Origin of the sequence: Providencia sp. (genome assembly GCF_003533305.1) — a bacterium.
Taxonomy (GTDB): Bacteria; Pseudomonadota; Gammaproteobacteria; order Enterobacterales; family Enterobacteriaceae; genus Providencia.
Window position 1 is genome coordinate 31,319 of record NZ_DOEH01000015.1, and the last position, 22,548, is coordinate 53,866.

The 22,548-nt window shown below is 38.9% G+C and carries 17 protein-coding genes; 13 read left to right on the forward strand and 4 right to left on the reverse strand.

Features of this window, described 5'->3' with window-relative positions; translation table 11 throughout:
- Positions 1–135 precede the first annotated feature (135 nt).
- Entirely contained in the window at positions 136–1,071 is a 936-nt protein-coding gene (gene fruK, locus DD649_RS07550) for a 1-phosphofructokinase (RefSeq protein ID WP_294105321.1), read from the forward strand.
- A 53-nt stretch (positions 1,072–1,124) separates the two neighbouring features.
- Here fruK and nfo read toward each other — a convergent pair whose 3' ends face one another.
- Positions 1,125–1,970, reverse strand: a complete 846-nt coding sequence (nfo, locus tag DD649_RS07555; protein ID WP_294105323.1) for a deoxyribonuclease IV — start codon at positions 1,968–1,970, stop codon at positions 1,125–1,127.
- Positions 1,971–2,065: 95 nt separating this feature from the next.
- Positions 2,066–3,145, reverse strand: coding sequence for a YeiH family protein (locus DD649_RS07560; RefSeq protein ID WP_336429792.1), 1,080 nt, complete (start codon positions 3,143–3,145; stop codon positions 2,066–2,068).
- Between the two features lie 192 nt (positions 3,146–3,337).
- Here DD649_RS07560 and yieE point away from each other — a divergent pair, with 192 nt between their 5' ends.
- From yieE to dld, 10 genes are all read left to right on the forward strand, one after another.
- Complete coding sequence (gene yieE, locus DD649_RS07565; protein ID WP_294105327.1) at positions 3,338–4,201, forward strand: DNA-binding transcriptional regulator YeiE; 864 nt, start codon at positions 3,338–3,340, stop codon at positions 4,199–4,201.
- A gap of 283 nt (positions 4,202–4,484) precedes the next feature.
- Entirely contained in the window at positions 4,485–5,975 is a 1,491-nt protein-coding gene (locus DD649_RS07570; RefSeq protein WP_294105334.1) for an amino acid permease, read from the forward strand.
- A gap of 275 nt (positions 5,976–6,250) precedes the next feature.
- Positions 6,251–7,393 carry an ABC transporter substrate-binding protein gene (locus DD649_RS07575; protein WP_294106171.1) on the forward strand — a complete coding sequence of 381 codons (1,143 nt, stop codon included), beginning with the start codon at positions 6,251–6,253 and terminating at the stop codon, positions 7,391–7,393.
- 13 nt (positions 7,394–7,406) lie between these two features.
- On the forward strand, positions 7,407–8,501 hold the full coding sequence (locus DD649_RS07580) for an iron ABC transporter permease (protein ID WP_336429795.1): 1,095 nt from the start codon (positions 7,407–7,409) through the stop codon (positions 8,499–8,501).
- On the forward strand, positions 8,495–9,283 hold the full coding sequence (locus DD649_RS07585; RefSeq protein ID WP_294106174.1) for an ABC transporter ATP-binding protein: 789 nt from the start codon (positions 8,495–8,497) through the stop codon (positions 9,281–9,283). Before DD649_RS07580 ends, DD649_RS07585 begins: the two co-directional genes overlap by 7 nt.
- 281 nt (positions 9,284–9,564) lie before the next feature.
- Positions 9,565–11,544, forward strand: coding sequence for a ligand-gated channel protein (locus DD649_RS07590; protein ID WP_294106177.1), 1,980 nt, complete (start codon positions 9,565–9,567; stop codon positions 11,542–11,544).
- A 382-nt stretch (positions 11,545–11,926) separates the two neighbouring features.
- Positions 11,927–12,142 carry a hypothetical protein gene (locus DD649_RS07595; RefSeq protein WP_294105338.1) on the forward strand — a complete coding sequence of 72 codons (216 nt, stop codon included), beginning with the start codon at positions 11,927–11,929 and terminating at the stop codon, positions 12,140–12,142.
- Positions 12,132–13,514 (forward strand): APC family permease, encoded by a 1,383-nt coding sequence (locus tag DD649_RS07600; RefSeq protein ID WP_294105339.1) that lies wholly within the window; start codon positions 12,132–12,134, stop codon positions 13,512–13,514. Before DD649_RS07595 ends, DD649_RS07600 begins: the two co-directional genes overlap by 11 nt.
- Before the next feature lie 447 nt (positions 13,515–13,961).
- The gene (locus DD649_RS07605; protein ID WP_294105340.1) at positions 13,962–15,998 is read left to right on the forward strand and encodes a DUF4034 domain-containing protein; all 2,037 of its coding nucleotides are present in this window, start codon (positions 13,962–13,964) and stop codon (positions 15,996–15,998) included.
- A 281-nt stretch (positions 15,999–16,279) separates the two neighbouring features.
- Complete coding sequence (gene dld / locus DD649_RS07610; RefSeq protein ID WP_294105342.1) at positions 16,280–18,022, forward strand: D-lactate dehydrogenase; 1,743 nt, start codon at positions 16,280–16,282, stop codon at positions 18,020–18,022.
- 66 nt (positions 18,023–18,088) lie between these two features.
- On the opposite strand, the gene sbcB is transcribed toward dld, so the two are convergent.
- Positions 18,089–19,516, reverse strand: a complete 1,428-nt coding sequence (gene sbcB, locus DD649_RS07615; protein ID WP_294105344.1) for an exodeoxyribonuclease I — start codon at positions 19,514–19,516, stop codon at positions 18,089–18,091.
- A 430-nt stretch (positions 19,517–19,946) separates the two neighbouring features.
- Between sbcB and DD649_RS07620 the strand changes: the two genes are divergently transcribed.
- Together DD649_RS07620 and tmaR are read left to right on the forward strand one after the other, a co-directional pair.
- Positions 19,947–21,224 (forward strand): MFS transporter, encoded by a 1,278-nt coding sequence (locus tag DD649_RS07620; RefSeq protein ID WP_294105346.1) that lies wholly within the window; start codon positions 19,947–19,949, stop codon positions 21,222–21,224.
- Positions 21,225–21,403: 179 nt separating this feature from the next.
- Positions 21,404–21,736, forward strand: a complete 333-nt coding sequence (gene tmaR / locus DD649_RS07625; protein ID WP_294105349.1) for a PTS system regulator TmaR — start codon at positions 21,404–21,406, stop codon at positions 21,734–21,736.
- 90 nt (positions 21,737–21,826) lie between these two features.
- On the opposite strand, the gene DD649_RS07630 is transcribed toward tmaR, so the two are convergent.
- Complete coding sequence (locus DD649_RS07630) at positions 21,827–22,516, reverse strand: helix-turn-helix domain-containing protein (protein ID WP_294105351.1); 690 nt, start codon at positions 22,514–22,516, stop codon at positions 21,827–21,829.
- Positions 22,517–22,548: the final 32 nt, after the last annotated feature.

Genomic DNA, 22,548 nt, shown 5'->3' on the forward strand with positions numbered 1-22,548 from the left:
GTAAATTTTGCCACGTTAGCGTAGAAATACAATTAGGAAAAATATAAATATCACTGAAAGCAGTACGCTTTAATGTTATAACTGTGAATAGAAAATCTTGTTATATGACAATAATGATAAGGGAGATTAGTGGTTATGACTCGCCGGGTTGCTACAATTACATTAAATCCTGCCTATGATCTTGTCGGGCTTTGTCCATCAATTGAAGTCGGTGAAGTTAACCTTGTTAAAACTGCCAGCCTGAATGCTGGAGGCAAAGGGGTTAACGTTGCTAAAGTATTACGTGATCTTGGTGTTGATATCACGGTTAGTGGTTTTATGGGAAAAGAAAACCAAGAGGAGTTTCAACATTTTTTCAGTGAAAATGGGATGGCAAACCGTTTTAGTATGGTGCCAGGACGTACCCGTATTAATGTTAAATTGACTGAAAATAATGGTGAATCGACTGATTTTAATTTTTCAGGCTTCGATGTGAGCCAAGACGATTGGAATCGATTTTCAACGGAATCGTTAAACTGGCTCGGCCACTTTGATATGGTGGTCGTCAGTGGCAGTTTACCCAATGGCGTCGATCCTCAAGAATTTACACGCTGGATGACTCGTTTACGTCAGTTATGTCCTTGTATTATTTTTGATAGTAGCCGTGAAGCGCTTAAAGCAGGGCTTAAAGCATCACCATGGCTTGTAAAGCCAAATCGGCATGAGCTCGAAGTTTGGGCTGGTCGCAAATTACCTGATTTAAATGACGTTATTGCTGCAGCGCATGAGTTGCGTGATAAAGGTATTTCTCATGTTGTTATTTCGCTCGGAGAGGAAGGGGCGTTGTGGGTAAATGCTTCCGGTTCTTGGTTGGCAAAACCACCTCATTGTGAGGTCATTAGCACAGTGGGTGCCGGCGATTCTATGGTTGCAGGACTTGCCTATGGTTTATTGAATGGTGAATCCAGTGAGCATACGTTGCGTATGGCAACGGCTATTTCAGCGTTATCGGTATCACAGGCTGACGTTGGTCTTAAAAATCGCAATAAGTTAGCGGATATGATGGCTAAAATTGAAATGAAGTCTTTGTAATCTGAGATTAGCATGAGAAGGGGTGGTGAATGTCACCCCTTTAACGATTTAATTTAACTATTCTGTTGAGATTTAAGCCAAGCAATTTCTTGTGGCCAAATATCCGGATTGACGGTTTCTAATATTAATGGAATGCCATCAAAACGTGAGTCTTTCATGATATAGCTAAATGGTGCATAACCAATATTACCTTCACCAAGGCTATGGTGGCGGTCAACTCGGCTAGCAAATTCACTTTTCGCATCATTGAGATGCATACCTTTTAGAAACTCAAACCCTACGATATCTGAAAATTGCTTAAAGGTATTTTCACAGGTTTCTTCTGTCCGTAAGTCATAACCTGCGGCAAATGCATGGCAAGTATCAATACATACACCTACTCGACTTTTGTCTTTGACACCTTCGATGATTTTTGCCAGATGAACAAAATCAAAACCAAGATTAGTGCCTTGTCCTGCGGTATTTTCAATCACCGCGGTCACGCCTTCCGTTTCATTTAACGCAATGTTAATGGATTCCGCGATGCGTGCTAGGCAGTCATCTACATCAATTTGTTTTAAATGACTACCTGGGTGGAAGTTTAATAAGTCGATACCTAATTGTTCACAGCGTTGTAATTCATCGATAAATGCAGCACGTGATTTTTCTAGTGCTTCAATTTCAGGGTGGCCTAAATTGATTAAATAACTGTCATGAGGCAATATTTGATGCTTGCCATAGCCATATTTAGCGCAGTTATCTTTAAATTTTTTAATCACTTCTTCTGAAAGTGGGGCGGCTTTCCATTGGCGTTGGTTTTTGGTGAATAACGCAAAGGCTGTCGCATTAATTTCATGGGCGCGAATAACGGCTTGATCAACACCACCAGAGGCGCTGACGTGTGCTCCAACATATTTCATTATTGACTCCTATTTTTTAGGAGTATGACATTAATCAACAAAAAAATGAACTCAACAAAAAGCCGCTTTAAAAAGCGGCTATAGAAACGAATGAATCAAAAAATAGTTTGAATAACTAAGTTTATAAATAGTCCACCAACAATTAACCAAATAAATAAAATCAAAGCCATGAGTAGAGGTTTGATCCCTGCTTGACGAATAGCACTAACATGGGTGGTCAATCCAAGAGCAACCATGGCCATTGCCAGCAAGATAGTATCTAACGTGATAATGTGGTGTACCAACGCTTGTGGCAATAAATTAAATGAATTAAATGCCGCAACCAAGATAAAAATAACCGCAAACCATGGAATGGTGATTTTATTTTTCTGCGCACTGGTACCATTTTTTTTGGCGATTTTACGACTTAAAAAAGCCGACAGTATGATTAGAAATGGCGCTAGCATCATCACACGGATCATTTTGGCTATTACGGATGCATTTTCAGCTTCGGGTCCAATCGTGTGGCCTGCGGCAACAACCTGTGCAACTTCATGTACGGTAGAGCCAATAAAAATACCAAAAGTTTCTTGGGTGGCAGGAAACCAGCCGTAATGCATGTTTAGTTGGTATATCCATGGATAAACAAAGATACAAATGGTACCGAAAATCACAACGGTAGAAACTGCAACAGCAACTTTACTCGCAGGCGCATTGATCACAGGTTCGGTCGCCATTACCGCGGCGGCACCACAAATACTACTGCCTGCACCGATTAAGATAGTGGTTTCATCATCTAAACCAAAAACCTTTTTTCCTAACCAATAAGCCAGTAAGAAGGTTGATGTTAGAGTTAGAGCATCGATTAATATGCCTGTTGCGCCAACATCAGTAATTTGTTGGAAAGTAAGACGAAAGCCATACAAAATTATCCCAGCACGTAAAAAATAATGCTTAGCAAATTTAATACCCGCATCACAAGATTGGCTAGCAACGGGATAAACTGTATTACCAACAAATATACCTAATAAAATAGCCAAGGTTAAAGCTCCAAGGCCGATATCGATAAACCAAGATTGTTCACCTAAATAAATAGAAATAGCGGTTAATATCCCAGCGAGAATGATCCCAGGCAAGAGTTTGAATATAGGATGCATATTATGTTGTGCAATCTCATTAGTTTCAGTTTTATTCATTTTAATGCTCTTCATTACTGCTTAGATGAATTTGTAATAAGCATATAACAAAATTTATAATAATTTAAATTGATTATATTCATATAATCAATCTGTAAAACAGGTTAATAATTTTTTCTGGTATATTGCTAACAAATCATTAATATTAACAATATTATTACAAATACTATAAGGCATCTTGGGGCTATCTTTATGCGAATAACACTTAGGCAACTAGAGGTTTTTACTGAAGTATTAAAAAGTGGCTCCACCACGCAAGCATCTCTCTCATTAGCGCTATCTCAGTCTGCGGTGAGTGCGTCTTTGACTGATTTAGAAGGGCAATTGGGCGTTCAGTTATTTGACCGTGTCGGTAAACGATTAGTGACAAATGAACACGGGCGACTCCTCTATCCTAAAGCTTTAGCGTTGCTAGATCAGGGATATGAAGTTGAGCAATTGTTTAAAAAAGAGATGGGAGCAGTACGACTCGCGGCAAGTACCACGATAGGTAACTATATATTGCCTCAAATTTTAGCAGGTTATCGTCATGACAACCCAGACATTCCTCTCGAATTATTTATTGGTAATACCGATGAAGTGATTAAAGCGGTGATGGAATTTCGCGCTGATGTAGGGTTAATTGAAGGTGTGTGTCACAGTTCTGACCTTGTTTCTAAATCGTGGTTAAAAGATGAGCTTGTGATTTTTGTCGCACCAAATAATCCATTAGCGGGTAGAACGGTGACATTAAAAGAGCTCCGAGACGCACCTTGGATTTTGCGTGAAAGAGGCTCAGGTACTCGGGATGTATTAGACCAATTATTATTTGCCCATTTGCCAAGCTTTCATATTTTAATGGAGTTAGGTAATTCAGAGGCGATTAAACATGCTGTTCGTTTTGGCATGGGAGTGAGTTGTTTATCAAGACGTGTCATAGCCGAACAGCTAGAAAATGGCTCATTAGTTGAATTAAAAGTTGAAAAACAGCATTTAGAAAGAACACTATATTTGATTTATCATCGACAGAAACATCTTTCCAAGGCTATTACTAATTTGCTTGATTATTGTAACTAGGTTCCTTTACCCGTCATACTTCGCGCTGTCGGGTTGTTGACTGCTCTTGTCTCGAGCTATCCTCGTTTGTTGCCTACCGATAACGCGAATTATTTAAATAAATCAATTGGTTGATGTGAGTAATGACTGAGAGCTTCAAAATGTCAGTGAGATAATGTGTTTTGCTTATAATTATTGATGGATTATGAAGGTATCTTATAACAGCAAAGAGTTGCTTAGTTCTGGCGGGATGTTTTGCTAGAATTCCGGCGATATTGGCTGAATAATAAAAAACAGGGAACAGATGTCAGAACAACATACCAAGACTGTCTCGCAAGGCGGACCTCAAAGACTACGTCGTGAATTAAAATCTCGCCATCTTGCTATGATTGCTATTGGCGGCTCTATAGGCACAGGTCTATTTGTTGCATCAGGTGCAACAGTTGCTCAAGCAGGCCCCGGTGGTGCACTACTTTCTTACGCTATCATTGGCTTAATGGTCTATTTTTTAATGACCAGTTTAGGTGAATTAGCGGCTTATATGCCAGTATCTGGCTCATTTGCTACTTACGGTGCTAAATACGTTGATGAAGGTTTTGGTTTCGCACTCGGTTGGAATTACTGGTACAACTGGGCTGTAACCATTGCAGTTGACCTTGTGGCTGCACAATTAGTGATGGCCTATTGGTTTCCTGATACCCCAGGCTGGATCTGGAGCGCTATTTTCCTTGCCGTTATTTTTCTCCTTAACTTTATCTCAGTAAAAGGTTTCGGTGAGGCTGAATATTGGTTCTCATTAATTAAAGTAGTTACTGTCGTTGTGTTTATAACGGTAGGTGTATTAATGATTATCGGTATTATGAATGGTGCGCCAAATGCAGGATGGCATAACTGGGAAATCGCCGATGCGCCTTTCGCTGGTGGCTTTTCAGCAATGATTGGTGTGGCGATGATCGTAGGGTTCTCGTTCCAAGGCACTGAATTAATTGGTATCGCAGCCGGTGAATCAAAAGATCCAGCTAAGAATATCCCCAAAGCAGTACGTAAAGTCTTTTGGCGTATACTTTTATTCTATATCTTCGCAATCTTAATTATTAGCTTAATCATTCCTTATACTGACCCAAGTCTATTGCGTAATGATGTGAAAGATATCAGCGTGAGTCCATTCACCTTAGTATTTGAAAATGCAGGTCTGCTTTCTGCCGCTGCTGTCATGAATGCTGTAATTTTAACAGCGGTGTTATCTGCGGGTAACTCTGGCATGTATGCCTCGACACGTATGCTATATACCCTTGCTCGTGAAGGTAAAGCCCCTCGTATATTTGCGCGTTTATCTAAAGGTGGTGTGCCTCGTTATGCTTTAGTGGCAACGACCGTTATTGCTGGTTTATGCTTTTTGAGCTCAATGTTTGGTAACCAATCAGTTTATTTATGGTTATTGAACACCTCAGGCATGACAGGCTTCATTGCGTGGTTAGGTATTGCAGTTAGCCATTATCGTTTCCGTAAAGGCTATATGGCTCAAGGCAGAAATCTTAATGACTTACCTTATGTGTCAGGGTTCTTCCCAATCGGTCCAATTTTTGCTTTTGGGCTCTGTTTAATTATCACCCTTGGACAAAACTACCAAGCATTTTTAGCAGATAGAATTGATTGGGTGGGTGTTACAGCGACTTATATTGGTATTCCTCTTTTCTTAGCTATTTGGTTTGGCTATAAAATTGTGAAGAAAACAACGATTATCCGCTATAAAGAGATGGATTTTCCTACTTATCATGAAAATTTGAATAAGTAGACCCTTAGTTAACTAATTATTTTTTTTAAATAATAGAATGATAAAAAACAGTATCTTGTAACGAGGTGCTGTTTTTTTACTATATAACGCTTATAAATATTCAAATAGTCGATAAAACGAACAAAAAGTATAACTTTTCGATATAGCTCACAATATTGCATATATATAGCTTATGATAAAACTAATAATCGCATTGATAAGTATTCTTATTTGCTTTATTGTTACCGCATAGAAATAAGTGTGAATGAATGGGGTTGATTGTGAAGCTTAATACTATGTCGTCGATAGCCAAGAAGTCGATAGCTAGGTCGGTAGTAAAGGGGATAAGTTTAACATTATTAGCGGGTGCAAGTTTTGGTTCATGGGCGGTAACTGTGACCGATATTGCAGGTCGTACCGTTGAAGTGCCTGATGATGTTAACCGTATCTTACTTGGTGAAGGTCGTTTATTCAGCGCAGTTGCGTTACTTGAAGGTGATAAACCGATAGAGCGAATCGTTGGATGGCAAGGGGATTTACGTAAGCTAGACCCGCAAACCTACGCAGTATATAAAGCAAAATTCCCCGCAATCGATAATATCCCATTAATCGGTAATACTAGCGCTGATAGCGTTAGTTCTGAGAAGGTATTAACACTTAATCCTGATATTGCCATCTTCGGTATCTCTGGGCATGGTCCGGGTAAAAATAGTGAATTAGTCAATCAGCTTGAAAAAGCGGGCATTCCGGTTGTATTTGTTGATTTTAGAGATAATCCACTTAAGAATACGTTGCCAAGTATACGTTTGCTCGGCAAAGCGTTAAATCGTGAACAAGTCGCTAATAAATATATCGATTTTTATGAAAGAAATCAGAAATTGGTGACTGACGTTACGGCAAAAATACCTGAAGATAAAAAACCAACGGTATTTATTGAGTTACGCGCAGGAGCATTTGAAGACTGTTGTGGCACCGCTGGTGATGGAAGCATGGGTAATTTTATCGATCTTGCTGGCGGTAAAAATATCGCGAAAGGTGTTTTGCCCGGTGCGCTAGGCACGATGAACTTAGAAAAAATTATTGCATCTGATCCGAATATTTACATTGCTAGTGGTGCTAAAGCCCCCGGCAGTCAAGATGTAGGTATTCAATTGGGTGCGCAAAGCACTAACGAAGACGCTAAAAGCAGTTTGCAAAAAATTGTTGATCGCAAAGGAATTAATGCCTTATCTGCCATCAAAGATGGGAATGATCATGCTATTTGGCATAATTATTATAACTCGCCATATAACGTTATTGCGACGCAAGTCTTTGCTAAATGGTTTTACCCGGAGCAATTTGCCGACCTTGACCCTCAAAAAACACTCGAGGAACTTCATAATGAGTTTCTTACAGTCGAGCCAACTGGCGTATATTGGGTCAGCAAAAAATCATTATAGTGGGTAAGAATCAATGAGTATCACGAGCGAGCCGATAGTTGTCACTGAGCAAGCGGCAAAAAATACAGACGATGGTGTTAAGCTGCATTATCAGCAAATGCTGCGTCGTCGATTAGTATGGATAGGCGTTATTGTCGCGGCTATTTTATTATCTTTAGTTATCGATTTTACTTTAGGGCCTTCAGGTTTAGCGCTTGAAAAGCTTTGGCAAACCCTGATCACACCAGAAGCCGTTGATGCGGGTACGCGTGTAATTGTGTGGGATATTCGTTTGCCATATGCATTAATGGCTGTCGTCATTGGGATGTCATTAGGTTTAGCGGGTGCAGAAATGCAAACTATTTTGAATAACCCGTTAGCGAGCCCGTTCACATTAGGGGTATCTAGTGCCGCTGCTTTTGGTGCTGCGTTAGCAATTGTTTCTGGAATTGCGATCCCCGGCGTGCCTGACCAATGGGTTATTTCTGCAAATGCATTTATTTTTGCACTTTTGGCGGCTCTAATGCTAGATGCAGTCACTCGCTGGACTCGCGTTGCGACTTCAGGCGTTGTTTTATTTGGTATCGCTTTAGTCTTTACCTTTAACGCATTGGTTTCGATGATGCAATTCATTGCTACTGAAGATACGCTACAAGGTTTGGTTTTTTGGACTATGGGTAGCTTGTCGAAAGCGACTTGGATAAAACTAGGCGTGATGGCATTGGTTTTCGCATTAATTTTCCCAATTGCCATGATGAGTTCATGGAAACTGACGGCATTACGTCTTGGTGAAGATAGAGCGATTAGTTTCGGTATTGATGTGCGTCGCCTACGTTTGACGACATTATTGCGTATTAGTATTTTGTCAGCATTGGCTGTGGCATTCGTGGGACCTATTGCGTTTATTGGTTTAGTTGCACCGCATATTGCACGTTTAATTTTTGGTGAAGACCACCGTTTTTACTTGCCAGCAAGTGCATTAATTGGCGCATTGATATTATCAATGGCATCGATAGCTTCTAAAAACATTATACCGGGTGTCATTATTCCTGTGGGCATCGTGACTTCGTTGGTAGGGGTACCGTTCTTTCTTAGTATTATTTTGCGTCACAGAGGAAACGTATCATGAGCGGATTGATAATTAATCGGTTTAATGCAGGTTATCCTAAGCGCGCAGTGATAGAGAATCTCTCTACGCAAGTATTACCAAGGGGGAAAATAACGGTATTACTTGGACCAAATGGCAGCGGTAAATCAACGTTATTGCGTTCTTTAGCGGGTTTGAATAAATCAACGGGTCAAATATTATTAGATGGGCTCGATTTAATGCAGCAAAACTTTGCCCAGCGCGCACAGAATGTGGTGTATTTACCACAGAGTTTGCCCGCAGGTGTTCATCTTTATGTTTTAGAGTCAGTTATTGTTGCTCAAAGAGCGTCAGGTGGATTGAATAATAAAAGCAATAAAGATGAAGTGATGCATTTATTGCGTCAATTAGGTATTGAACATTTAGCATTAAGTTATTTAGACCAATTATCTGGCGGTCAAAAACAGCTTGTTGGTTTGGCTCAATCTTTAATTCGTCAACCCAATTTATTATTGTTAGATGAGCCACTGAGCGCATTAGATTTAAATTATCAATATCATGTGATGGATTTGGTTGCAAAAGAAACGAAGCGGCGAAATATAATCACAGTGGTTGTTGTTCACGATATTAATATTGCATTACGTCACGCAGAACATGTATTAATGCTGAAGCAAGGTAATTTGATTGCGCAAGGGAAACCTGAAGAGGTGATTACCCCTGAAAGTTTAGCAGAAGTTTACGGTGTGAGAGGGCGCATAGAGCGCTGTTCACAAGGTGTGCCTCAGGTACTTATCGACGGGTTAGTTGAAAAACTGGCAAGTTAGATTATTTGAAATTACTAATATTAATGGTAATACAGTGCTTATTAATTGAATAAGCACTTTAGGAGTATTTATAGATTTAATTTCATATAAAAATAAAAGATAGAAAATAATAATTACCCACAGAAAATTTAATCTCTTTATTTGCTAGTTAATATAGCATGAATTTTCTATGGGTATTTAAATACTCAATAATAAAAATAATAGATTTTCATGGTTCACTGAATCTAATGTCGAGCATATATCAGTTCATGTTGAAAAATATATTTCTTGGAGAGTTGGGAATGGTTGTTTTTAATAAAAGAAAAATAGCAATTAGCGTAATTGCGGCTATCACTGCTATACCTGCATTAGCGGATGATAGTAAAGATACAATTTATGTTACTACGGCGTCAGGTTATCAACAAAAAATTGAAGATGCTCCGGCCTCAATTTCAGTTGTGACGCGTGAACAATTAGAAAACAAAGCCTATCGCGATGTCACTGATGCGCTGAAAGATGTCCCCGGTGTTTTAGTTACTGGCGGTGGTAGTAGTTCTGATATTAGTATCCGGGGTATGGATGCTAAATATACGATGATTTTAATTGATGGCAAACGTCTAGATACTCGTAGTACCCGCCCAAATAGTGATAATTCAGGCATTGAACAAGGTTGGTTGCCACCATTACCTGCGATTGAACGTATTGAAGTAGTGCGTGGACCAATGTCTTCACTTTATGGCTCCGATGCGATAGGGGGGGTTATTAATATTATTACTCGTCGCGTACAGCAAGAGTGGACAACTAGTTTACGAGCCGATACTACGCTAACTGAGCGTAAAAATTCAGGTAATACAGGGCAAGGAAGTTTATATACATCAGGTCCACTTATTGATGGTTTACTGGGTGTAAAACTGCAAGGCCAATATTCGCATCGTGGTGAAGATAAATATGAAGGTGGTTTTAATCGTCAAATTATGACGAGTGGTGGTGGTACACTATCATTAACACCAGACGATAAAAATACTTTTGATTTAGATTTTAAAAAAGATAATCAGCATCGTGATTCTAGATTTGGTTATTCTAGACCAAGCACGTCAAAAGATGCAAACCTCGAGAAATTTGAAAATACCCATGCAGCACTGACGCATTATGGGGTCTATGATGGAGTTTCTACTGATACTTATATTCAACATGATGAGTCTAAAAATCTTACTCGTAAAATGAAAGCAGAAGATACAACTTTACGTAATCAAAGTGTATTCTTGTTAGGTGATCATAGTTTGAGTCTTGGTGGGCAATATCGTAAAGAAAAACTTGAGGGTAGTGATAATAAATTATCAGCACTTACGGGGGCATCTAATAAGCGAGATAGATATAGCTGGGCTTTATTTGCAGAAGATGAGTGGTTGATGACCAATGACTTTGCTTTAACTGGAGGCCTTCGTATGGATAAAGACGAAAACTACGGAACTCATTGGACTCCTCGTTTATACGGTGTTTGGCATGCTGATGAACAATGGACAATAAAAGGAGGGGTTTCTACGGGTTATAAGGCACCTGATTTACGCCAATCTTCTGCAAATTGGGGTCAAGCAACAGGGGGCGGAAGCTCAAATGGTATTATTTTCGGTAATCCTAATCTGAAGCCAGAAAAAAGTATTACCGAAGAAATTGGTGTGATTTGGAATAATCAAAGCAATATTACTGCTGGTGTTACTATCTATAATACTGACTTTAAAGATAAAATAACAGAAGTTACTCGTTGTAGTAATACGACTGCTAATAAGTGCAGTACATCAACTAATCCAGAAAATCGTGCCTATGATTTTGTTAGCGATAGGCAAAACGTTGATGAAGCAAATATGCGTGGTGTCGAAGTTACATTCGATTGGGGTATGCTTGAGAATTTAGATTTCGCCACAAACTACACATATACGGATACTGAACAGAAAAGTGGTATTAACAAAGGTAAACCGTTAAATAAACAACCAAAGCATATGGTTAACACCACTTTGACTTGGCAAACTACCGAAGAATTGGAAACTTGGACACGCATGAACTTCCGTGGTAAGACATCTGATTTCCAAGGGCGTGGTCAAAAAATGAGTAACGGCACACCTTCCTATGCGCTGTTTGATTTAGGTGCAAGTTATAAATTAAGTAAAAATGCCAATATAGTGGGTGGTGTATACAATTTGCTTGATCGTCGTGTTGATTCTGCAAACTATGGTGCCGAGCTAGAAGGCCGTCGCTACAATATCGGTGTTAACTACAATTTCTAATTAGAGTTGTTAATCACAATTAATATGAGCCCTTTGGCAATAAACCAAAGGGTTTTTTTTTATCTATAATAAAGGGAATGAAACAATTTTCACCTTCAAAATTGATAGAAAAATGAGGGTTATTAGTTATAAGAGTAAAATGAATGAAATCATCAGAAATACTCATCGAAAAGAAAGGGATTAGTAACAATATGACTTGCTATTTGATGGTATGGCGTGCAAAATGCGCCAACAAAAAAAGACTGATGCCTAATTAAAATAGCATCGGTTTTTTTTATTTAGAGTTCATCCATTTTTATGGGGCCGGTTAATAGACCGGATAGATAATTTTTATATTTTTGTGTAGCTAAAATGTAATGCTACCGATTTGAGGAATGCTTTTATGGGTTACTTTTTCGCATTAGCAGCAGGACCTACTGGTCGTCGCTGCCGTATTGATGACTATGGGGCTATTAGCGCCTTCGCTCGCCTGCCGTTTTATCTTCCTTCATTCTTTTCTGCCTATAGGCAGATGCAAAGTCTTCCCAGTAGCTATCGATTGAGTCAAATATTTAAGACTCAATCGACAGTTATGGGAGGGCTTAGACATGCCAAATAGCTCAATACCTTTATCTATCGGCCCTAACCAAACGGGTGCGAATAACCGCGTACAGCTTGCAAAAACACTGACTTTGCTGCAAGTCGTGATGATTGGTATCGCCTATATCCAGCCGATGACAATATTTGATACTTTCGGTATGGTATCGGATAAAACGGGTGGACACGTCCCAACTTCATACATTATTGCACTTGCTGCGATACTGTTTACAGCACTGAGCTACGGCAAATTGGTGAAACGTTTCCCATCTGCGGGTTCAGCCTATACTTATGCCCAAAAATCAATGAGCCCTCATATAGGCTTTTTAGTGGGCTGGACATCTTTGCTGTCCTATATATTTATGCCAATGATAAACATCTTATTGGCGAAGATTTATTTACAAGACATTTTCCCAACAGTTGAACCTGCGATATTTGTGGTCGGTCTGGTCATTATCATGACAGCAGCAAACTTACGCGGTATTAATGTGATTGCAAATCTCAGTACTATTATTGCAATTATACAAGTTGGGGTAATGGTCGTCTTTACTGGCCTTGTGATCCACGGTGTAAGTAGTGGCGAGGGTACGGGAGAAATATGGACTTTCAATCCATTCGGTAATGAAAAAACAGAAATGATCCCGCTGATTGCTGGTGCAACTATTTTATGTTTTTCATTCTTAGGTTTTGATGGATTAAGCTCGCTCTCAGAAGAAACGCCGAATGCAGGTAAAGTGATCCCACGCGCTATTTTCTTAACGGCGCTTATTGGTGGTGTTATCTTTATTACTGTTTCGTTTTTCTTGCAGCAGTATTTCCCTGATGTATCACGTTTCAAGAATATTAATGAGACACAGCCTGATATTATGCGATTTGTGGCGGGTACATTCTTCCAGTCAATCATCTTAGTATTCTCATGTGTTACTGTGTTGGCATCAGGCATGGCAGCGCATGCAGGTAGTGCACGCTTGATGTATGTTATGGGTCGTGATGGCGTATTCCCAGAGAAAATATTTGGCTATGTAAGTCCTAAATGGCGTACACCGGCTTATAATGTTTTGTTAGTTGGTGTATTAGCGCTCGGTGCTATCTGGTTTGAGATGGATTTTGCAACCGCATTGATTAACTTTGGTGCATTGATTGCGTTTACCTTTGTAAATATCTCTGTTATCAGTCAGTTTTTTATCCGAGAACGACGTACTCAAGGTTTTAAAAATATCTTCAACTATTTGATTTTACCAATAATAGGCACACTCACTGTTTGTGTGCTATGGCTTAATATCGAAGAAGATTCGATGGTATATGGTTTAATTTGGACAGCGGTCGGCCTTATTTATATGGCTATTTTGACCCGGATGTTTAAAAGGCCTATGCCTCAGATGAGTGACGTCTAAATTTTCTCGTTATACTTCACGTTGTATCGGCGTTAGCTTCGCTTGCTAGCCCTAGTGCTTCTAGGGTCTAGCTCGCTTTGCCGCAATTTCCTCGTCATACTTCACGTTGTATCGGCGTTGACTTCGCTTGCTATCCCTAGTCACATACTTGTGTATGCTCCTAGGGTCTAGCTCGCTTTGCCGCCTTGCTACAACATGAATTATTTAGAGGAAATATTTATATATTAAACTTAAATCTTTAGGGTTTTTTACTTCTAATTTATAACTGCCCAACCCTTCAATCCTTCAACCCTTCAATCCTTCAATCCTTCAAATTTATATAAGATCTATTCCTTAATTCTTATTTTAATTTTTAAACGCTATGTTATTGTTATACAAAATTAATATTACCTTATTGATGCACTGATAGTGCTATTTGAGTTAAAGGAATAAGGAAATTGGCATAAAATGTCATCTGCAATCAGCTCTATAGAGTCATACATCGAAAAACGTAACTATTTGCGTTCATTACTGGCTTCCCATCAATTTGAACAGCTTGATCTATTGCTGAATAATATGCAGCAGCAATGGCTAGAAAAATCATCTGAACCATTTGATTATGAATGGTTTATTAGTGATTTACTTGACCCAACAAAGATTGCGGCTGATATACTTTCTCATTTAGATACTTGGATCAAAAGTAATCCAACGTCCTATCATGGGTATTTACTTCAGGGTTGTTATTGGGAAGCTGCAGCGGCACGTATTCGAACCTCTAATGGGGGAGAATATGTAAGTGATGACCGCTGGATTGGAGCTCAACTTGCTCGAGATTTAGGGTTAGTATCCTATTTGCGCGCAATATCATTACATGAGCGTCCTGCTTATGCATTGCGCCGAATGATGCGCTTAACTGCTTATCTCGGAGAACCACAATGGCTATACGACTTAGCTTATGGTCGTGAGCCATATACTTATGTGCAATTGCAAAATGATATTGACCCCGAAATATGGCGTGCTGGTTTGCGTCGTTTACTCGATGAAGGTGGCGACTTAGCGTTTATTCCTCAAGAGTTACCTAGTAACCTTCCTGTTCGTGAAACAGATGAAGTTAAAACATATTGGTTGAATGCGACTTTAGCTATTCGCTCTCAAGATGTTGGCATTCGCAATGAGTACCTTTACTTCCTTTACCCGCGCTGGGGTGGTAGCCATGAACAAATGGCAGAGTTTATCGAAGGGGCTGTATGTGAAACATTGAGTGAGCAAGAGCGTAATATTTTGTGGATCACTAAAGCTTGGGATTTCCTTGGTTATTCTATCTATTTTCCCGAACAAGAAGACCATGATGAAATTGAATATTGTTGTGATGCATTTGAACAGTTATTAGCGTTGGATTTAGCCGAGGAACAGCGTGCTCGTGTACTGTATCAATATGCCAATTTCCGTGCACATTACGGAAAACAAGATGGCGTTTGGCAAGTAGAAAAAATGCAGCTTTGTTATGAACTATTAGTAAAAGCATGGCAAATAAGTCCAGCCATGGCTAACCCTCAAATGGGATTAGATACATTGATGAGCTGCATTAATTTCGCGCATATTAATGATAGTTATAATTTATTACCTCAATGGTTGGAGCGATTACAGCTGTTGGGTGATGATAAATATGCTGTCATTCTGGCCGCAGTAGCCAGTAAGTTTGGACTATATGGTATTTCGAAGGGACAATTCGATCATCAGGCACTAATGGCTCAAGCTAAATTTTTAGATGCGGAAGATCTTGATGTGGGGCAAGCCGCCGCTAATTTATTTGGCTCTCAATCTGAAGACGCGGCAATTTACCTATTGCAGCAAGCCTGTGAATGGGGCGATATTTCAGCAATGGCAACGTTATCAGACGTATATGCAGGGGTATTATCACGTCAGAACGATCGTGATATCAATACCTATAAAGATAATGCGTTGCGAACGTATTGGATGGAACGCGCTGCAAACGGTGGTGATGCGACTAGCCAATATAATTTAGCTTATGGGATTCTTGAAGATAATGAAGAGTTGAGTCCAGAGCAGTATCAGCAAACGAAAAAATTATTACTCAATGCAATGAATACATCCAATGTACGGCGAGATGTTTGGGAACGTTCAGCACATAGGCTCGCGACCTTATTGATATTTGGTGATATTCAAGATGATATGCTGTTGTGTCTTGATACCGTATTACCCGCTTTATGGAATGATGAAAGTGTGGAAAACCAAGTGTTTGCTGCCGGCTATTATGCTTTGGCGTTTCATTTGGGCGCTGGGTGTACCCGAAATAGCTATTTGGCTAAAGTTTGGTTAGAGCGCGGATTGGAATTAGCACCAGAAGATAGTTATTTGGCTGACCGAGCAGCAGAGATATTCCGACATAAAGAACTGCTGGGTGGGACACGTGCCAAAATGGGTTTTAGTAAAGATCAAAAGTTAATGGATCAACATGGATATAATTTAACTTTTGGTGAGTAAAATAGGTCAGTAGCGTTATTGCACGTGGCATTACCACAAAAATAGCGCTACGATTTTTCCATTCCAACTGAAATTATGCGTTACCTTTGTATAAAGTTATGGCAACAACCGCTAGATAGATATTTTATCGTCCTCAATCAACGTTTAGCAATATATCGCTGTTTTCTCTTTCCTTAATGCCAAGTTTAAGGAAACGTAATAACCTACTAATACACTAATATTATGTGATATTGTTGTTATATCTAATGACAGCACAACTTTGTGTATAGGAAGATGAGTAAATGACAGATACAAAAAGCCCTGAGAATCAACGATTACTACTCACACTCAGGAACATTGTTGGCAAAAAAAATATTCTCACTGAGCCTCATAAAACAGAACGTTATCGTAAAGGCTTTCGTTCTGGGGTTGGTGATGCGATAGCGGTAGTTTTTCCGACCACATTGTTGGAGCAGTGGTATGTATTCAAAGCTTGTGTTGAGGCAGATAAAATTGTTTTGATGCAAGCGGCTAATACAGGGTTAACAGAGGGCTCAACGCCAAGTGGTTATGATTATGATCGCGATATTGTGATTATCAGCACGCTAAGACTAAACCAAATTCAAGTGCTACCTGAGTTTAATCAGGTGGTGGCAATGCCCGGTAGTACCTTATATGACTTAGAAAAAATATTAAAACCTTTAGGCCGAGAGCCTCATTCTTTAATTGGTTCATCTTGTATTGGTGCTTCTGTTGTTGGTGGTATCTGTAATAGCTCAGGTGGCTCGTTAGTACGCCGTGGGCCTGCTTATACAGAATTAGCGCTGTATGGGCGTGTAAATGATGAAGGCAAAGTTGAGCTGATTAATCATCTAGGGATTGATCTAGGTGAAACACCGGAAGCAATATTAAATAATTTACAAAACCGAGCTTACGGTAGTGAAGATGTACAAGTAAGTGAAAAATTGGCATCTGACCATGAATATGCGCAGCGAGTGCGAGACGTTGATGCGGATACACCGTCACGTTTTAATGCAGATGAGCGACGTTTATTTGAAGCGTCAGGTTGTGCGGGTAAATTGGCTGTTTTTGCTGTGCGCTTAGATACATTCCCCGCAGATAAATCCACACAAGTCTTTTATATTGGTTCCAATAATCCTGATGTGTTAGAGGATATTCGTCGTCATATATTGAGTGAATTTAAAAACTTACCTGTAGCGGGTGAGTATATGCATCGCGGTTGTTTTGATATTGCCGAAATTTACGGTAAAGATACCTTTTTAATGATTGATAAATTTGGCACCGATAAAATGCCAATGTTTTTCACTATAAAAGGTCGTCTGGATGCAATTTTAAATAAAGTGCCATTGTTGCCCTCAAATTTAGTGGATAGAGGAATGCAATTGTTGAGTAAATTATGGCCATCACATTTACCGCCTCGTATGAAAGAGTTTCGTGACCGCTATGAACATCATTTAATGTTAAAAATGGCAGGTGATGGTATTGATGAAGCTAAAGTATGGCTAAAAGCATTCTTTGCCAGCGCGGATGGTGGTTATTTTGAATGTACAGCGGAAGAGGGTGCTAAAGCCTTTTTACATCGCTTCGCCGCCGCAGGTTCAGCAGTGCGTTATCATGCTGTTCATGCTAAAGATGTTGAAGATGTTTTGCCTCTGGATATTGCGCTTAGACGTAATGACACTCAGTGGTTTGAACAACTTCCACCTGAAATAGAAGATCTGCTCGTACATAAACTCTATTGCGGACATTTTATGTGCCATGTAATGCATCAAGATTATGTTTTAAAGAAAGGGGTTAACCCGAAAGAGTTAAAAGAGAAAATGTTAGCCCTACTGGATGAGCGTGGAGCGCAATATCCCGCAGAGCATAACGTTGGGCATTTATATAAAGCACAGCCGCAACTAAAATCTTTCTATAAAGACGCTGACCCGACGAATACCATGAACCCTGGTCTCGGTAAAACAACTAAGCGTAAGAATTGGGAAGGGGATTGTGGCTGTGATAGCCATTCTGGTGAACATTAATTAAAACATCTTCCTTATAAAAATGGGCAGATTATCTGCCCATTTTCATTTTATTTAGTATTTTAGCTAACTTGCTAACTCTGTCGCGTAATTTACTAATGCCTTTAATTGTTGGCAACGTTTTTCATCTTGCTGATGTTCCACAAGTAGCATTTGTATTTGTTTCATATATTCGGTTAAACGAGCTTCGTTAAAGTAGTCTCTACGATGTTGTAACCAGCGTTGTTGCTCTTCATAAGATAAGATGTTTGGAAAGTTACGTGCTTTATAGCGAAAGAAAAGTTCTTTCATGCGCTTATCTTCAAAACTAAGATCTAAAGCGGGCAAATTCTGCGGTAATGTTTCACGAATAATATCCATCGTAGAACGATCGGAAGTACTAAAGAAGCCGCTATAAATTTGTGTGTCTACATCATTTGATTCTTCAAATTCTTGTGCAACACTAAATAACTCAATTAATTTATTACGGATTTCTGGATCTTTGCGAAGAACTTCTAAATTACGTAGACATAAATCACGATCTAAACCTGTACGCTCTGCATCTTCAGGACGCAATGTTTTTTCGGGCGCTAAAATTGGGCATTTATTAATTTGCACTAATTTAACGGGAACGGGTAGTTTGTCCCCAAGTTCTGCTTTAGGTGTATAAAGCCGAGTGCGCAATTCTTGTGCATTTAATTCAATTAAAGGGGATAAATCCGCGGATAAATCACACATGATGACCGCATTACGATTATCAGGATGCCATGCTAATGGAGCAACTAAACTCACATAAGAGCGTAAAGCGCCAAACATGCCAGAAACATGCACCAGAGGAGTCATATTAACGATATCTATTAATTCACTGACTTTATTTTTATTTCGTAGTTGATAAAAATAATCAAACATTCGTGGTTGTGCTGCTTTCAGTAATTTAGCCATGTTGATCGTGGCTAAAACATCGGACATCGCATCATGAGCATTTTCATGCAAAATGCCATTAGCCTTACTTAAATGCTCAAGACGTAAACTAGGTAACCCATCTTCGTTTTCAGGCCAGTTAATGCCTTCAGGACGCAGTGCAAAGCAGGCACGAAGCGTATCAAGTAGATCCCATCGAGAGTTACCTTGTTGCCAGCTATAGGCATATGGGTCATAGAAATTGCGATAAAAAATATTACGCGTGACTTCATCATCAAAACGAATATTGTTATAACCCATGATACAAGTATTAGGCACACTGAATGCTTGATGAACACGTTTCGCAAATTCAGCTTCGTTTACACCTTGTGCCAGTGCAATTTGTGGCGTAATACCCGTGATCATTACCGCTTCTGGTTGTGGTAAATAGTCATCTGATGGTGCGCAATAGAAAACTTCGGGTTCATCGATGATATTGAAATCGAGGTCAGTACGTACACCTGCAAATTGAGCCGGTCTATCCAGCGCAGGCCGTTTACCGAAAGTTTCATAGTCATGAATGAAAAATGAGGGTTGTTTTTTATTGTCTTTCAACGTGAACCACCGTGTAGTTTTATATTGTATTGCATGAAATGCTATCTTGTAACCGCATATTCTTCGGGAGCATTGCTTTAATATTCTATGTTAGTGTTGCTTAATAGTAACCTATCTACACACAAAGCTAAACCAAACAAAGAATAGCAATCGGGATCATTAATAATTGATGTATTTAGGATTTCTATTGCTAGACTCTATAAAATAGTAAGTTTGATAATTTTGTTTAAGCAAATTAATTATGGATGATATTCAGAGGCGATATTAAATAGAGTATCAAGTGATTTTATAGTGTGACCAATGTCTCAAATAGATATTGTTAACGTTAACATTTGTGAGTAACATCGCAAATGGCAGGCAAATATCTAGTTTACAGTTAATGTTAACCTTAACATTAAGCCAAGGATTATTATTAGTTGGCGGATAAAACATGAATAGTGAATCAAAAAAATATTATGCCTCACTAAGTGCGTTGTTGTTTTTTTTCTTTTTCACCTGGTCATCAACATTTTCAGTTGTTGCAATTTGGTTACGTAAATATGTTGGCTTAGAGGGAACGGATACTGGCGTTATTTTTTCGTGTATCTCAATTATCGCATTATGTGCACAACCACTATATGGATTTTTACAAGATAAATTAGGTTTACGTAAAAACCTTTTACTTTTTATTGCAATTTTACTGATTGCCTCTGGTCCATTTTTTATGGTATTTGGCTCATTATTAAAGTGGAATATTGTGATAGGTAGTTTAGTGGGGGGGTTGTTCATTGGCATGACCTTTCATGCGGGGATTGGTGTTCTTGAATCTTATACCGAGCGTGTCAGCCGATTACGTGATTTTGAATACGGCAAAGCCAGAATGTGGGGATCTTTAGGTTGGGCTGTCGCCACTTTCTTTGCTGGGCGTAATATCAATATTGATCCAAATTATAATTTTATAATGGCTACTATTTCGGGTGTCATCTTTCTAATTATATTATTGAGATTAAAAACCGCAAAAACAGATGCTTATAATAGCCTTGAGCATGGCAGTCCTTCTGCGATTACGATTGGAGATGCTTTACAGTTATTCGCATTGCCGCGTTTCTGGGCGCTCATCTTGTTTGTACTTGGTACTTGTATTTACAGTGTTTATGATCAGCAATTCATGGTCTATTTTGCGCATCAGTTTGCTGATGAAAAAATGGGTAATGAGATGTACGGATATCTAAATTCATTACAGGTCTTCTTAGAGGCTGGTGGTATGTTTTTAGCCCCGTTTATTGTAAACCGAATTGGTGCGAAAAATGGATTATTATTTGCTAGTAGCATTATGGCATTAAGAGTTATTGGTTCAGGTTTAGTGGAAGGACCAATTTTAATTTCAGCGATGAAACTCTTACACGCCGTTGAATTGCCTATTCTCTTAATTGCTATCTTTAAGTATAACAGCCGTCATTTTGATAAGCGTTTATCATCTACTTTATATTTAGTCGGTTTTAGCTGCATTACTTCTGTTGTTGCCAGTATTTTGTCACCACTGGCGGGTTGGGGATATGACAAAATTGGATTTGCAGATACATACTTAATTATGGGTGGTTTTGTCGTTTTAACCACAATATTATCCGCATTTTGTCTACGCAGTGATAAAATTGATAGCAATGAAAATGAAAAAAGTGCGAAAACCAATCTCAATAATATTGAGAGCCCATTGGTCACCAAAGCATAAAGCAATGAGGTTTTAAGCATATTATTTGGGCAGTAAATGCACATAGATAGCGCTGTAACTTGAAGTATAATGGCTATAAATCAATAAAAATGTGAAACTGACTTGTAACATGATGGTATTCGAAGGTATTGTGTTAATAGATAACACGTTTTGAATATTTTAATAGAGGGTTTTAAATCATGGACAACGCTAACAAGCCGTCTTTCCAAAATGTACTGGAATTTGTGCGTATGTTTCGCCGTAAAAATAAGATCCGTCGTGAAATTACCGACAATGAGAAAAAAATTCGCGATAACCAAAAGCGAGTTTTATTATTAGATAACCTGAGTGAGTATATTAAACCAGGTATGTCTATTGACGATATTCAAGCTATTATTGCGAATATGCGTAGTGACTACGACGATCGTGTTGATGATTACATCATTAAAAACGCTGAGCTTTCTAAAGAGCGTCGTGATATCTCTAAAAAATTAAAAGAGATGGGCGAATTACCTCGTATTGACGTTAAATAGTCGATAGGTAATCGTTTTTTTCAATTTAGTTTATTTGAAGCCGAGTTAGTCTCGGCTTCTTTGTTTTTCTTCTTTGTATTTATTATTAGCTTAAATAACAATAGTCTTAACTTGCTTGATGAGTGCACTCGCAAGTGCTTCCATATCAGTTTTATCAATAAAGCCCATAGTGATGGCTGCGGCGATTAATTCCCCTTGATTATTGAAAACGGGGCAGGCAATTGATTGAGCACCAGGAATACCCTCTGTTGGTGTATAGCGAATGGCGTAACCTTGCTGTATTACTGTATCAAGCTCTTGGGATGAAAATAAGGTCTGTTTGATTTGTTTATCAAAGGCACAATAAATGATACCTGCGGCACTTTTTTCAAGAGGTAACGGTGTATTTGGTAAATAATCGATATCAACATTTTTAAAGCTGCGATTATATTTCACTAGTGACACAGTTTTACCTAATCGAGAAGCAACCCCTGTCGAAACATTCTGTTCGTCACGAAAGTTTATTAAGCTGTTATTAATAATATCGATATGTGAATTATCAGCCTCAATAAAGCTCGATAATAATAAAATATTTCGTCCTAGCCCATAACGGCTTGTCTGGATATCTTGATAGAGCATTTGTGTTCTACAAAGAGAGACGAGATATTTATGTAATCGACTTTTAGATATTTCACATCCTTTAGAAATATCCGCAGCACGAGCAATACCGCCATTTTGAGCAATAAAATTTAAAATGTTAATTGCAATATCAACAGAATTAACACCTTGCAGTGTAGACATAAATAAACCTCGCTTTAACAAGACCGCTGATT